Below are 12,934 nucleotides of genomic sequence, written 5' to 3' on the forward strand. Positions count from 1 at the left end.
TGGCTTTTTGTGATTTGTATTTTTTACATGTATTATAACTATTCGTTATTTACCTTTAGTAATAACTACCGCTATTTTTTCGAAATTCATCTTATTATTTAAGTTAAATTTCCCAAGTTGAATTTTCTCATGATATTTATGTTTAATTAGGAATTGGACAAATTTATCATCGTCTTTAATAATTTTTGCCGCTTTTAAATTTTCACCAATTTCATATGGTGTCATTCCAGACTTAATGGTTAAGCGATATTTAATCATTTCGTTGTTTTGAGTTGATCCGGTTTTAGCAGTTGTTTGAGTTTTTTCTTTATTTGTTGTCTGATCATTTTTTTGTGCCGCAAGCGTATGGTATTTTTCTTCCCATTGCGCTTTTTCTTGTTGTAATTGTTTTAGGTCTGTTTTTTTAATTTGTTCGTAGCCTTCTTTAACGGTACTTACCTTATGTACGGTATCAAATGGTTTAAATACAAGGATCAGGATGGCCGAAAGTAAAAGTCCTAGTGCGAAGGCTCTAGTTGTTTGTTTGCTCATTCATTTTCACCCACTTCCATTACTGATCTAAAAAGTCAGCAATGACATTTTTTACTTCTGACTGAGCTAATGCTGACTGTTTAGCTATTTGCTCCACTGTTAAACCTTGTTTAAATAATGCAATTACTTGGTTTTTTAAAATTTCATTAACAACCGGTTTAGCAGATTTGGACAACTCTTTTTTCATAAGTTGATCATCTACTAGCAATTCTTCTTCCAAAACCTTCATCCGTTTATTTATTTGATAGGTTTCTTGGTAAAGATTCATAGAGAGATCTTCAACCTCTTTTTTTAAGTTCGTGGAATGATCCTTTTGAAAAAAGGAAATAATAAACAACAAGATAGATAAAATGAGCAACAATATTATTAGTGTACTCATAACCTCACCCTTTCAATTTTGCTCTTTTCATTTATAGCATAAACGGGCCGTTACTTCCATCAATATGATGAATTATTATTATGGAAGGTTTCCCCATTAGTATAATTAGTGAACATTTCATGTCATAAAAACGATAAGAAAAAATCATACTAGCAATTCAACTAGAAAAATGATATTATAGAAAAGTCGTATGAATAGTAATGAATGCAATGAAGTTTGGAGGGATAAACATGCGTGTAAATATAACATTAGCTTGCACAGATTGCGGTGAGCGTAACTATATTTCAACAAAAAATAAGCGTAATAATCCAGACCGTATTGAGCTTAAAAAATACTGTCCGAGAGAAAAACGTGCAACTGTACATCGCGAAACAAAGTAAGCAGCAGGGGATTCCCGCTGCTTTTTTTTATCATTTTTTCTTTTGGGGGGAAAGTAGTGGAGAAAAAAGAGCTAAGAGAACATCTAAAAAAAGAATTATCATTAATTGATCGGTGTACATATGAACAAAACTCCTACTTAATTGCAAAACAATTATTTGGGCTTCAACAATTTAATGCAGCATCAACCGTTGCTATCACTTTATCCCGATTCCCTGAAGTCGATACTTGGCAAATTATTCGTAAAGGTTGGGAAGTAGGGAAACGAATGGTTGTACCTAAATGTTTGCCCAAAACAAAAGAAATGGTGTTTAGAGAAATTACCTCGTTTAAACAATTAGAAAGCGTGTATTTTGGTCTTTTTGAACCAATTGATTGTCAGACAATTGAGGTTAAGAAAGATGAGTTGGATTTAATTATCGTTCCGGGGATCACCTTTACTCGTAATGGATATCGGATTGGCTTTGGTGGTGGTTATTATGATCGCTTCTTGAGTGATTATCAAGGAAAAACAATTTCATTAGCCTTTTCAGCCCAAATAAAATTAGACATCCCTATTGAAAAACATGATATTCCTGTTCAGCGGATAATTACTGAAAATGAAACAATTCATTGCACTGAATAAAGAATATTTTTAAAGACAAACTATAAACATATTCATATTGAGTTTTGTTAATTGGTATGAAATGGGAGGGTATGTCATAATGAATAGTATTTTTAAATGGTTAATATCAGGATTAGTTATTTATAGTGCGTTTAAATATCGTTACAAATTATTGAACTTTTTACTGGGAAGCTACTGGATAAGGAAAATGGGTATAAAAATTGCAATGAATATTCCGGGATTTAAAACAAGGATCCTACAGAGTACATTTAAATAATTTGTAAAAAAACGGACGAACTGTTAAGCAATGAAATACTTTACAGTACGTCTGTTTTTTCGTTATAGTTATTACAATGACCTATTTTCATAAGGGAAAGCGAGGAGTATTGTTGAGCAATAGAGAAGATTACTTATTTTGGAAATTAGCCCAAATATTAATTACAGATAAAGGCTATTCCTTAATGCATATAAGTGAGGATCATAATGAATTATGGCTTGAGGATACAGCAAATAAACACGCCCAAGTAATAAGACTATTGCGCAATGATTTGGATTGGGGGAAGAAACTCCAGCGTGATGTCCATCATACTGCTGTACAAGCGGAAAATATACGAAAACATTTAATGAAACGACAGTTAAATGTTCTAAACATATATGTCAGTATGCATTTACCGGTAGATGAGTTTGAATCTTATATTCAGCGTCCCATACAAGTAAATAAGAAAACTTTATTACATAGTGCAATTATCGACCAAGAAAATGTTAACACTGGTATAACATATTTAGAGAAATTACTAAATGATGAAATTATTATACATTTAAATGATGAATATGAAGACCAAGATGTTGCGGAATTGAAATCAGCAGTAATAACAAATGTGGTTTCAAAGACAAAACAAGAACAGCAGTTTTTTGATAATGGCAAACCATTTTTCACCTATGTGTTTCTAGCGATTCAAATTGCCATGTTTATTTTGTTGGAAATGACAGGTGGAAGTAATAATCAAGAAAATTTGATTCGGTACGGTGCGAAATTCAATCCTTTAATTTTAGAAGGTGAATGGTGGCGGTTTATTACGCCTATTTTTCTTCACATTGGTTTTCTACATATCCTTATGAATTCATTAGCCTTATTTTATTTAGGACCGACGGTAGAGAAAATTTTTGGACGGATTAGATTTGTTTGGATCTATCTTTTTTCGGGATTTGCTGGAGTACTAGCTAGTTTCTTATTTAGTAGTCATTTATCTGCTGGGGCAAGTGGTGCAATATTCGGTTGTTTTGGTGCCTTGTTATATATTGGTGCAGCAAACCCGAAATTATTTTTCCGAACAATGGGTATGAATGTGATCATAGTCATTATCATCAATCTTGTGTTTGGCTTTAGTGTGTCAGGGATTGATAATTATGGCCATCTTGGCGGACTTGTCGGAGGCTTCCTTGCAGCTGCAGTTGTTCATTTTCCAAAGCAACACAGATGGTTTACTCAAATCGGAGCATTTTTACTGACTGCAATTGTTACTGGAAGCCTACTATTTATGGGTTTTAATAATGAATCGCCTGAAGTTATACATGGCCTGGCTCAACAAAAGTTAAATGATGAAAACTATGAAGAAGCTTACAAATTGTTTAATCAGTTAGTCGAAAAAGGCAAAGGTGATGCAGTTACCTATTTTCAGCTTTCATATACTGAAATCCAACTTCAGAAATTAGAAAAAGCAAAAGAACATCTTCAAAAAACAATCGAGCTTGATCCAAAATTTCATCAGGCATACTATAATTTAGCATTATTGTATGCAAACGAGGGAGACCTTACAAAGGCGAAAGAACTTGTTCAAAAAGCATTAAAACTCTCAAATGATAAAAAATATGAAGACCTGCTGAATAAAATGAATGATGCTAGTTAATGATTTGTTTTAACAGGTAAGGTTCGTCGGATTTTGTGATTAAAATAATTAATAGTTCTTTGTTATTTTTATTAAATAGTAAGAGTGGGACAGTACTTCCAATCAAAGTTTCGGAGGTTCCGTCCTCTTTTTTTATTCCAAGTAAATAACTTTTATATAATCCTTCCCAAAGTTTCCCAATAATCTCTTGTGATTTATTTTTAGTGAAGCCAGGAAGGGAATTGTCATTATAGTTTGGTAGAGAGGTTAAAGGGATGGTGCGATAACGATTAGGATTAATTCCTAGCTTGGAAAAGGATTGTTTCCATAATTGCTTTAAATGCTTATCATTCATTTGATTAAATGTTTCCTCCCACTCTTTTTCTTCTTCTGTTGCGGCCGAATGGAAAGATAGTAAGTTTGGTGAAAATTTTGTATCAACCACATAAAGTTTATCAAACGACATTCTTTGTACACTGCTAATCATGTCCTTTTCTTGAATCTCACCGTAATGGAAAGAAATTGCTTCATAAAGGCCACTGTCTCTTTCGTTCACTTTTCCACTCAATGCTAATGCGGAGGAATGTTGCTGCCATTTTTTTATCCCAATTGGTTGCTGTAATCTTCCGTTTTTAAATAACAAGCTTACATCTTGCCTTAAATATGCCTTTCGATCTAATTTTGAATGAATCTCATATTCGATTTTATATTTTGATTTGGTTTGTTTATTGGGTATGAGGGTAAGCATCGTTTCGGTATTAATGAATTGAGCGTTTTTATGAAGTGGAAAAAAGGTGATTGTCTCTTGAACGTGTTGTTTAGTAATTTTTATGATTAGGAATAGAATAACGATTAAAATGCTCATAACGATTATGTATTTCTTTTTCATGTTTTTTCATCCTTTGGTTGTCCATTTTAATTTCAATATACGTGAACATTTTATATATATGCTTACTAAATTTTTTATTAAGTTTGGAACTTGTTCATTATCTAAATATATTTTATACTGTTTTATAATTGGGGAGTCTATGCAAGTGCAAGGATGTGGAGTTTTGAAAACGTTTTATGATGTCCAACAATTATTAAAAAAGTATGGAATTATTATTTATGTAGGGGATCGTTTAGGAGATATAAAATTAATGGAAATAGAAATTAGAGAATTATATAAATTGCACTTAATCGACAGTGAAGTATTTACGACAGCTATTTTAGTATTGCGTCAGGAAATGCTAAACTGCAAAAAAATGTAAGGGGGAAGAGAAATGACAGAGAAATGGATTGCAGGAATTGATTTAGGAGGAACAACAACAAAATTAGCCTTTATAAATGAAAATGGCGAGATTATTCAAAAATGGGAAATTGCTACGGATAATTCAGAAAAGGGGAAAAATATTTTAAAGAATATTTCTGATTCAATTAACCAAGAATTAGAAAGACTAGGGAAGGGGAAAGAAATCCTTCTTGGAATTGGAATCGGTGTTCCGGGAGCAGTTGATTTAAAAGAGGGTATTATTTACGAAGCTGTAAATCTCGGATGGGAGGATAATTTTCCGGTTGTTCAATCTTTAGGTGAATTGACTGGTTTACCTGTTGTTATCGATAATGATGCTAACTGTGCAGCACTAGGAGAAATGTGGAAAGGTGCAGGACAAGGTGCTAACGATCTTCTATGTGTGACACTTGGAACAGGTGTTGGTGGCGGAGTCATCATTAAGAAACAGATTGTCCATGGGGTGAAAGGGGCAGCGGGTGAAATAGGACATATAACGGTTATACCTGAAAACGGATCACCATGTAATTGTGGGAAAACTGGATGCTTGGAAACAGTTGCTTCAGCAACAGGCATTTCACGAATAGCAACAGAAAGCTTACATACATATGAGAATAATTCCCGTATCAAAGACATATTTGCGAGTCATGGAAGTCTAAGCGCAAAAGATGTATTTGATTGTGCAAAAGAGAATGATCAGCTAGCGAAGAAAATAGTTAATCAAGTTGCATTTTATTTAGGGTTGACACTTGCGAATATAGGAAATAGTTTAAATCCTGAGAAAATCGTTATCGGTGGGGGCGTTTCAAAAGCTGGAGACATATTGCTTTCGCCAATTACCTCTTATTTTCAAAAATATGCTTTCTCTACGGTAGCTCAATCAACTACGCTTCACTTAGCAACATTAGGTAATGATGCTGGAGTAATTGGTGCAGCTTGGTTAATAAAAAGCAAATAAGTCTTCATAAATTCGGACAAACATGCAACTTTTTCTTTGTTTAGGACGTCTATTATACGGGGTAAATAAATTTCGGAAATGAATTTTTTTCATTAAATAACATTTTTCTTACTTGATTTTCACTTAACTTCAAGTAAGAAGGAGGTTTTCATTTTTACATGTTAAACTCAAAAAAAATAACGTTTTTATTCCCCATTGTCGCGGCTATTTTTCTATGGATTAAAACATATATTGTCTATAAGACTGGATTCCATATGAAAATTGAAAACTGGATGCAGGAGTTTATTTTATTTATTAATCCGGCGAGTTTTTTATTTTTTATTTTTGGTCTATCACTGTTTTTTAAGTCGGAAAAAATTCGAAACATCTACATTTTTGTTATTAGCTTTCTTTTATCCTTTATTATCTATGCAAATGTTGTATTTTATCGATTTTTCTCAGACTTTTTAACATTGCCAGTTTTGTTCCAAACAAATAACTTTTCTGATTTAGGTGATAGTGCGTTAGCCGAAATTAATTGGTGGGATTTTGTCTATTTTATCGATCTATTCCTTTTATTGGTTATCATTAAACAGAAACCTGCTTGGATAAACTTCTTTTCACCTTCTCGTGTCAATCGAAGAGCTTATTTTCTTGTAACAGCTGCAATTCTTTTTTTAAACTTGGGCCTTTCTGAAGCAGAACGACCTCAACTACTTTCTCGAACATTTGATCGAGAAATTTTAGTGAAAAATATTGGCTCATTTAATTATCATATTTATGATATTTTCCTGCAGTCGAAAACATCGGCGCAAAAAGCATTAGCTGATGGAAGTAATCTAGTGGAAGTTGAAAATTATGTAAGAGCGAATTATGTGAAACCAAATAAAGATTTATTTGGTATAGCAAAAGATAAAAATGTCATACTCATATCACTTGAATCAACCCAAAGTTTTGTCATCAATTCAAAGGTAAACGGCCAAGTCATTACACCTTATTTAAATAAGTTGATAAAAGATAGTTATTATTTTAATAACTTTTACCACCAAACGGGTCAAGGGAAAACATCTGATGCTGAATTTTTAGTAGAGAATTCACTTTATCCTTTAAATAGAGGGGCCGTATTCTTTACTCATGCAGGGAATGTATATAACTCAATGGCCGAGAGATTAAATGAGAATGGCTATTATACAGCAGGTATGCATGCGAATAATAAGAGTTTTTGGAATCGAGATTTAATGTATAGATCATTGGGTTATCAACAATTCTATTCGTCAAGTTCATACAACATCACAGATGATAATTCAGTTGGATGGGGCATGAAAGACATTCCGTTCTTTGAGCAATCGGTAGATTTAATGAAGGATATGCCAAAGCCATTTTACGTAAAGATGTTAACATTAACGAATCACCACCCATTTACACTAGGAGATTCAGATAAACTAATCAATGAATATACATCGAATGACAAAACCGTTAATCGTTATTTCACAACTGTCCGTTACCAAGATGAAGCAATAAAAGTATTCATTAATAAATTAAAAGAAGAAGGGTTATATAATAATTCAATAATCATAATGTACGGTGATCATTATGGAATTTCAGATAATCACACGACGGCAATGAGTCAATATTTAGGAAAAGAAATCACCCCTCTAGTAAATGTTGACCTTCAAAAAGTCCCTTTTATTATTCATATTCCTGGCGTAACAGATAAAGGAAGAGGAAGAGTTTTGACGGAAGTAGCGGGACAAATCGATATTAGACCGACTATTCTTCATCTATTAGGGATTAATACAAAAAAGGATTTGCAATTTGGAGAGGACCTTTTCTCACCGGAACATCGAAACTTCTCCGTTTTTCGGGACGGTCAAATTGTAACGGATCAGTATGTATGGTCAGGTAATGCGTGTTACTCAAAAAAAACGGAGGAACATGTAGATAATGATGCTTGTCAAAAATTCGTGGAAAAAGCCAATAACGAGCTTGATTTTTCCGATCAAATTATTTATGGTGATTTGCTCAGATTTTATGAGAAAAAAGACAAATAATCAGTAAGAGTAAATAGAAAATAAGAAAACTCGCATGTGCGGGTTTTCTTATTTTCGGAACTACTACGAAAGAAGAGGTAAGTGCGATGAAGAAAAAACAAAAACTGCATACTTCTTTTTTTATTATATTTTTTTTGTTTCTAATTGCTTCCATCTTATCCGGGTGCCACCAACAAAAATCTAATCAGTCTCCTAAACAAAAGGAATTGTATACAAATCAACTCATTCCGTTAACGGTAAATGAAAAACAATTTGAAAAAATAGTAGGATGGTTAAATAATAAAACAATCGTGTACATAAAACATCTAAAGGAAGAAAGTTATGTTTATTCGTACCAACTTGAAACAGGAGCGAGTTCCTTGCTGTTTAAATGTAACGATGCTATTAAAAATGTAATTATTAGTCCGGATCGTAAGAAAATCTTAGTTCAAACAGCCCCTTCAACGTATTTGGCAAAATTATATCTTATGGATAGTAAAGGGAAAATACTGTTTTCGAAAGAAGTAAAGTCTTATGATTTATCTTATGATTGGAATGAAAATGATCCTAATATTTTAGCCATTTCGGTCTTTTATGAGGATTGGACATTTGATGTTTTTACTTTAGACGTGAATGATGTATCCTTAACAAAGCATCATTTTTCAGACCCTTTTATTAAGTGGTTTGGTAAAGATGTAGTACTCTTTCAAAAGTGGGATAAACGAGCTGACCAAGTGGATGCTCCTCTTGTATCCTATCCTATGAACAATCCAAAAGGGCAAAAAATTTTACTGAATAATATCTACCAATTTGATACATTTGATGATTTTCTTTTAACGATTACATTAGATCCAAAGGAAAATGCTACATATCATTTTTACAATAAATCAATGGATGAACAATCTTCTTTTCAAGTTCCCCAATTCAGTCAACTTAAGGATGGGCTTATACCATATCATGATTTTGAAATGAAGGAGAATACATTCATTACCTTCGTTCCATCTGAAAATGAATCCGTAGATCTTGATGAGGGGCATTTTAAGTTAGTTCAGTATAATACACTCAAAAAAGCTGAAAATGTCGTGTTCAATCAATTGCCAAACGAACCATTATCTTGCTCGCCTAATGGTAAAGTTTGTTTATACGGATTTCAATTTGAAAAATTAGTAGACTTACAAAATAAAAAGATTATTCCGTTAGTAAAAATGGCAAAGAAAAAAGAGCAGTAAAGTATATACTGCTCTTTCATGAAAAATAAGGTTAAATTGTTGCCGGGTATCCTGAATGAATAACTGTCATAACAGTGAACCAGCCAAATACACCAAGTGTAATTAGTCCAAAAACGATTCCAAATGGATTTTTATTTTTGAATGCACTAACTGTACCAAATAATGCAAGTAATGTTACTAATGTGAAAATGATAACTGTACCCATTTGTAACAGACCCCTTCCTTAATTAAAAATGTTCTTTTTTACGTATGTAAATTAATAATAGCACTCATACATATTTTACAATTATAAGCTGGTTTTGTCGAGGTGAAAAAGTGAAAGTTATTTGACTTGTAAAAATCATTGCTTGGTAATAGTATAACCAAAACGGGAAAAGATACATTCTATTTTTTCTATCATCAGATTAATGATAAGATAAAATAAAGAGAAGTTATAAAAATATTGGAGGAATAGTATGAAATGGCAACGAATTCCTTTAGGGATTTTACAAACGAATTGTTATTTGCTATCAGATGAAAATAAAGAATGCATTGTGATTGATCCAGGTGAGGAAGGAGAAAAGCTGTTATCAATAATCAATGCACAAAAATTAAAACCAATTGCTATTTTTTTAACGCATGCTCATTTTGATCATATTGGCGCAGTCGATAGTATTAGGGATACATTTCATATTCCTGTTTATGTCCATAAGAAGGAAGCAGCCTGGCTCTCTGACCCGGTTCTTAATGGTTCTGAAATATTTATGATGGGAAAGGCTGTGCGGCAAAAGCCAGCTGATCAACTAATTACCCAAGAATCGCACCTATCCATTGGATCGTTTAATTTTGATGTTTTTGAAACTCCGGGACATTCACCTGGAAGTATTTCCTTCTATGTAAAAGAATTAAATGTAGTTTTTGCAGGGGATGCTTTATTTCAAAATAGTGTAGGGCGGACAGATCTGCCTGCGGGAAATCATCAGCAGTTGATCAGCAGTATTAAAAGTAAATTATTCACCTTACCAGATGTGACGATGGTGTTATCTGGTCATGGACCAGAAACAATTATTGATCACGAAAAACGAAACAACCCATTTTTATGATCCATGTAAACAAAAAAACTCTTGAACACGTTCAAGAGTTTTTTTGTAAAGCTTAGTGTTCTACACCAGGCACTAGTATGAATGTAGTATAGTATGTAAAGCCCGCGAAGAAGATAGTTAGGTACGCTCCAAAAATATACATATACATACGTTCAGATAATTTCAAATAGCTTAGTAAAACAAAAAATGCAGTTTGTCCTAGGAATAATAATGCAAGACTTTTTAAGTCACCAAGATAAAGCATAACTGTAAAGATACCAGTCCAAAATCCTAATACCCTGTACATGCGATCCATATGTATCCCTCCTTTTGTACCTTTACTCCATCAATTTATTATTATAAATGAAAAGTATAGCTAATGTAAATAACCTCATATTTTAGTTTGTGACATTTACGTGATAAATAACCAAATAATATGAATAAAAATTTTTAGCAAAAATAATCTTATTTTTTGCAGGAAAATAAAAGTATTTGTCGAAACAATATACAAACAGTAAAGGTGGTGGCTTATGGTATATGACAATAGAAAAAATAGTAGACTTATTGCTAAATCAGGCGTTGAAATTAAACGCAACGGATGTGCATATTATTCCGAGAAAAGATGATTATCACGTCCAACTTCGTTTTAACGGAAGACTAACCCCGTACCGAGAACTATCCGTTGAAATTGGTGAAAGACTCATATCCCATTTTAAATTTATGTCTTCCATGGATATTAGTGAAAAAAGAAAACCTCAAAGTGGCTCCTTCCATTTATTTGTCCATCAAAAGAAAACGTCTTTACGAATTTCTACCTTACCAACAGCATTATTAAAAGAAAGTTTAGTTATACGGATTTTACCTCAAAATCAATCGGTAACCATCAATGAAATTTCCCTATTTCCCACATTCACAAAAAAACTAAAAGCTTTGTTAATGCACTCGCACGGAATGATCATTTTCACTGGTCCAACTGGCAGCGGTAAATCAACGACGATGTATACGCTTGTAGAGCATTGTTCTAATCAATTGAGGAGGAATGTGATAACACTCGAAGATCCTGTGGAACAGCAGAATGGGTCATTTTTACAAGTTCAAGTGAATGAAAAAGCAGGTATAACGTATAGCACCGGATTGAAAGCTATTTTAAGACATGATCCCGATATTATTATGGTAGGCGAAATCCGTGATAGTGAAACGGCGAAAATTGCTATAAGAGCGGCATTAACAGGACATTTAGTACTTAGTACATTGCATACAAGAGATGCGAAAGGAGCAATTTATCGATTATTAGAATTTGGGGTGCAATGGCACGAAATTGAACAAACATTAATTGCTGTAACCGCGCAAAGGCTAGTAAAATTGAAATGCCCATTTTGTGGTAACATGTGTTCAACATATTGTGTGAATTATTTTAAGAAAAACAGAACAGCCGTATATGAGATGATTTCAGGAAAGACATTGAAAAATGTATTAAGTGAAGCGAATGGAAATCAGACAACGACTAAATATAAAACATTGAAAGAGATCATTCGAAAGGGGATTGCACTTGGATATATTTCAACAAATGAATACTATCGGTGGGTTTTTGATGAAGAAGAATCGAATCCCTATCAAAACCCAAGGAATGTTTTTGAGTAGAGTCGGGGAAATGCTTGAAAATGGTTTTACTTTAGCGGAGGCTATTGATTTTTTAGACCATCTCAATACAACAGCATCATGGCACTCACAACAAATGATTAAGGACTTACAAAATGGCATTCCGATTTATGAAGTGTTGAGTGAAAGAAATTTTGATAAAAAGGCTTGTACTCAAATTTACTTTGCTGATAAGCATGGGAATTTACCAGATGTTTTGATAGAAGCGGGTGGGTATTTAATAAAAAAACATCAAGATCGTCTGATGTTTTTGAAATTACTTCAATATCCAATTATCTTAATATTTCTCCTGATATTTGTCTTATTGCTGCTTAAAAATTTTTTACTTCCTCAATTCGAAGTACTATACTCTTCAATGAACTATCGCCCAACAAAAACTGTAAGTATTTTTATCTACTTCATGAAAAATGCACAATTTTTTATTGGCTACATCCTCTGCTTTTTCATCATCTCCAGTTTTCTTATCTATTTTTCCTTAAACAAAAAAACTTCTCTTCAAAGAGCAAATTTGTTTTCCAAAATACCGATTGTCCGATTTTATTTTAAATTATTTACGTGTCAATTTTTGGCCCGTGAATGGAGTTATTTACTCCAAGGAGGATTTTCCATTATTGAAATACTGGAAATGATGAGATCGCAAAGCTTTCGTCCGCTTATTAGAGAAATGGCAGAAAAAATTCGAATTGATTTAACAAAAGGACTATCTTTTTCTCACTCTCTTTCGGAATTGGATTTTCTAGATGAGCAATTTATTACAGTTACCATACATGGTGAAAAAAACGGTCGATTGGATCATGAGTTGTTATTTTATAGCAAATTTTGTTTACTGCAGATTGAGGAAAACATACAAAAAGTATTTCGGATATTGCAGCCGATCATGTTTCTTTTTATTGGATGTATGATCATTGCGGTTTATTTATCCATTTTATTACCGATGTTTGAGATGATTGATTCAATTTAATGGGGTGAA

At 32.9% G+C, this 12,934-nt stretch carries 15 protein-coding genes; 10 read left to right on the forward strand and 5 right to left on the reverse strand.

All coding sequences use genetic code 11. The features are described from left to right. Positions 1-45 precede the first annotated feature (45 nt). Together I5776_RS08175 and I5776_RS08180 are read right to left on the reverse strand one after the other, a co-directional pair. A complete protein-coding gene (locus I5776_RS08175; protein WP_202780139.1) occupies positions 46-531 on the reverse strand; it encodes an endolytic transglycosylase MltG in 486 nt (161 codons plus the stop codon). Between the two features lie 19 nt (positions 532-550). Next, complete coding sequence (locus I5776_RS08180; RefSeq protein WP_202780140.1) at positions 551-910, reverse strand: helix-turn-helix domain-containing protein; 360 nt, start codon at positions 908-910, stop codon at positions 551-553. A gap of 230 nt (positions 911-1,140) precedes the next feature. On the opposite strand from I5776_RS08180, the gene rpmG reads away from it, so the two are divergent. The 3 genes from rpmG (at position 1,141) to I5776_RS08195 (ending at position 3,799) form a co-directional block, all read left to right on the forward strand. Next, positions 1,141-1,290, forward strand: a complete 150-nt coding sequence (gene rpmG / locus I5776_RS08185) for a 50S ribosomal protein L33 (protein ID WP_066234353.1) — start codon at positions 1,141-1,143, stop codon at positions 1,288-1,290. Positions 1,291-1,346: 56 nt separating this feature from the next. Further along, on the forward strand, positions 1,347-1,913 hold the full coding sequence (locus tag I5776_RS08190) for a 5-formyltetrahydrofolate cyclo-ligase (RefSeq protein WP_202780141.1): 567 nt from the start codon (positions 1,347-1,349) through the stop codon (positions 1,911-1,913). Between the two features lie 368 nt (positions 1,914-2,281). After that, positions 2,282-3,799 (forward strand): rhomboid family intramembrane serine protease, encoded by a 1,518-nt coding sequence (locus tag I5776_RS08195; RefSeq protein ID WP_202780142.1) that lies wholly within the window; start codon positions 2,282-2,284, stop codon positions 3,797-3,799. Here the strand turns inward: I5776_RS08195 and I5776_RS08200 are convergent. Next, positions 3,792-4,667, reverse strand: coding sequence for a hypothetical protein (locus I5776_RS08200; RefSeq protein ID WP_202780143.1), 876 nt, complete (start codon positions 4,665-4,667; stop codon positions 3,792-3,794). The two genes, I5776_RS08195 and I5776_RS08200, sit on opposite strands and share 8 nt — an antisense overlap. 163 nt (positions 4,668-4,830) lie before the next feature. On the opposite strand from I5776_RS08200, the gene I5776_RS08205 reads away from it, so the two are divergent. From I5776_RS08205 to I5776_RS08220, 4 genes are all read left to right on the forward strand, one after another. Further along, entirely contained in the window at positions 4,831-5,028 is a 198-nt protein-coding gene (locus I5776_RS08205) for a YqgQ family protein (RefSeq protein WP_202780144.1), read from the forward strand. A 12-nt stretch (positions 5,029-5,040) separates the two neighbouring features. Next, a complete protein-coding gene (locus I5776_RS08210; protein WP_202780145.1) occupies positions 5,041-6,006 on the forward strand; it encodes an ROK family glucokinase in 966 nt (321 codons plus the stop codon). A 158-nt stretch (positions 6,007-6,164) separates the two neighbouring features. Then, on the forward strand, positions 6,165-8,036 hold the full coding sequence (locus tag I5776_RS08215) for an LTA synthase family protein (RefSeq protein WP_202780146.1): 1,872 nt from the start codon (positions 6,165-6,167) through the stop codon (positions 8,034-8,036). Positions 8,037-8,122: 86 nt separating this feature from the next. Beyond that, a complete protein-coding gene (locus tag I5776_RS08220; RefSeq protein WP_202780147.1) occupies positions 8,123-9,244 on the forward strand; it encodes a YqgU-like beta propeller domain-containing protein in 1,122 nt (373 codons plus the stop codon). A 31-nt stretch (positions 9,245-9,275) separates the two neighbouring features. On the opposite strand, the gene I5776_RS08225 is transcribed toward I5776_RS08220, so the two are convergent. Further along, a complete protein-coding gene (locus tag I5776_RS08225; RefSeq protein ID WP_202780148.1) occupies positions 9,276-9,449 on the reverse strand; it encodes a DUF2759 domain-containing protein in 174 nt (57 codons plus the stop codon). Positions 9,450-9,699: 250 nt separating this feature from the next. Between I5776_RS08225 and I5776_RS08230 the strand changes: the two genes are divergently transcribed. Continuing rightward, on the forward strand, positions 9,700-10,326 hold the full coding sequence (locus I5776_RS08230) for an MBL fold metallo-hydrolase (RefSeq protein WP_202780149.1): 627 nt from the start codon (positions 9,700-9,702) through the stop codon (positions 10,324-10,326). A gap of 52 nt (positions 10,327-10,378) precedes the next feature. On the opposite strand, the gene I5776_RS08235 is transcribed toward I5776_RS08230, so the two are convergent. Beyond that, complete coding sequence (locus tag I5776_RS08235; protein ID WP_202780150.1) at positions 10,379-10,621, reverse strand: DUF2626 domain-containing protein; 243 nt, start codon at positions 10,619-10,621, stop codon at positions 10,379-10,381. A gap of 221 nt (positions 10,622-10,842) precedes the next feature. Between I5776_RS08235 and comGA the strand changes: the two genes are divergently transcribed. Beyond that, on the forward strand, positions 10,843-11,946 hold the full coding sequence (gene comGA / locus I5776_RS08240) for a competence type IV pilus ATPase ComGA (protein WP_202780151.1): 1,104 nt from the start codon (positions 10,843-10,845) through the stop codon (positions 11,944-11,946). Beyond that, positions 11,897-12,925: a competence type IV pilus assembly protein ComGB gene (gene comGB, locus I5776_RS08245; RefSeq protein WP_202780152.1), complete on the forward strand. Its 1,029-nt coding sequence runs from the start codon at positions 11,897-11,899 to the stop codon at positions 12,923-12,925. The genes comGA and comGB overlap by 50 nt, the downstream gene beginning before the upstream one ends. The last annotated feature ends 9 nt before the right edge of the window (positions 12,926-12,934 follow it).

It is taken from the genome of Heyndrickxia vini, assembly GCF_016772275.1.
Lineage (GTDB): Bacteria > Bacillota > Bacilli > Bacillales > Bacillaceae_C > Heyndrickxia > Heyndrickxia vini.

Bases quoted from the DNA above. Each gene is read 5' to 3' on its own strand.
- comGA (WP_202780151.1), top strand. From the start codon at position 10,843: ATGACAATAGAAAAAATAGTAGACTTATTGCTAAATCAGGCGTTGAAA.
- I5776_RS08210 (WP_202780145.1), top strand. From the start codon at position 5,041: ATGACAGAGAAATGGATTGCAGGAATTGATTTAGGAGGAACAACAACA.
- I5776_RS08180 (WP_202780140.1), bottom strand. From the start codon at position 910: ATGAGTACACTAATAATATTGTTGCTCATTTTATCTATCTTGTTGTTT.
- I5776_RS08215 (WP_202780146.1), top strand. From the start codon at position 6,165: ATGTTAAACTCAAAAAAAATAACGTTTTTATTCCCCATTGTCGCGGCT.
- I5776_RS08200 (WP_202780143.1), bottom strand. From the start codon at position 4,667: ATGAAAAAGAAATACATAATCGTTATGAGCATTTTAATCGTTATTCTA.
- I5776_RS08230 (WP_202780149.1), top strand. From the start codon at position 9,700: ATGAAATGGCAACGAATTCCTTTAGGGATTTTACAAACGAATTGTTAT.
- comGB (WP_202780152.1), top strand. From the start codon at position 11,897: ATGAAGAAGAATCGAATCCCTATCAAAACCCAAGGAATGTTTTTGAGT.
- I5776_RS08235 (WP_202780150.1), bottom strand. From the start codon at position 10,621: ATGGATCGCATGTACAGGGTATTAGGATTTTGGACTGGTATCTTTACA.
- rpmG (WP_066234353.1), top strand. From the start codon at position 1,141: ATGCGTGTAAATATAACATTAGCTTGCACAGATTGCGGTGAGCGTAAC.
- I5776_RS08220 (WP_202780147.1), top strand. From the start codon at position 8,123: ATGAAGAAAAAACAAAAACTGCATACTTCTTTTTTTATTATATTTTTT.
- I5776_RS08225 (WP_202780148.1), bottom strand. From the start codon at position 9,449: ATGGGTACAGTTATCATTTTCACATTAGTAACATTACTTGCATTATTT.
- I5776_RS08175 (WP_202780139.1), bottom strand. From the start codon at position 531: ATGAGCAAACAAACAACTAGAGCCTTCGCACTAGGACTTTTACTTTCG.